Source organism: Mesorhizobium sp. M7A.F.Ca.CA.003.01.2.1 (genome assembly GCF_003998945.1).
GTDB classification, from domain to species: Bacteria; Pseudomonadota; Alphaproteobacteria; order Rhizobiales; family Rhizobiaceae; genus Mesorhizobium; species Mesorhizobium ciceri.
This window is the reverse complement of record NZ_RZRA01001582.1, coordinates 1-584: the sequence shown is the minus strand read 5'-3', so window position 1 is coordinate 584 and position 584 is coordinate 1. Positions and strand designations below refer to the sequence as shown.

1 protein-coding gene is annotated in these 584 nt (G+C 65.1%); it reads left to right on the top strand.

Features of this window, described 5'->3' with window-relative positions; genetic code table 11:
* On the top strand, positions 1-584 hold a 584-nt coding region (locus EN969_RS34355; RefSeq protein WP_164758812.1), incomplete at both ends, for a tetratricopeptide repeat protein.

Genomic DNA, 584 nt, shown 5'->3' with positions numbered 1-584 from the left:
CACCACGGGCGCGGTTCCGCCGGTGGACGCTTCGCCGGCGACGACGGCAAAATTCGACATTCCCGCTGACGCCGGCCCGGCCGCCTTGCGTGATGCCGCTGCCAGCGGCGACGCCAAGGCGCTGTTCGAAATCGGCTCGCGCTATGCCGAGTCGCGCGGCGTCAAGGAAGACATGGCGGCAGCGGCCAAATGGTACGAGAAATCGGCGGAACTCGGCTTCGCGCCGGCCGAATACCGTATCGGAAATTTCTACGAAAAGGGCATCGGCGTCGCGCGCGACATCAAGAAGGCGAAGACCTGGTACCAGCTTTCCGCGGCACAGGGCAACGCCAGCGGCATGCACAATCTGGCCGTGCTGTTTGCCATGGCGGCTGACGGCGTGACCGACAATGAATCGGCCGCGCACTGGTTCCAGGCGGCGGCCGACGTCGGCGTCAAGGACAGCCAGTTCAATCTCGGCATCCTCGCCGCCAAGGGCGTCGGCATGAAGCAGAACCTCGAGGAGTCCTACAAATGGTTCGCGCTCGTCGCCAAGACAGGCGACAAGGATGCGGCGGCCAAGCGTGACGAGATCGCCAATGCGC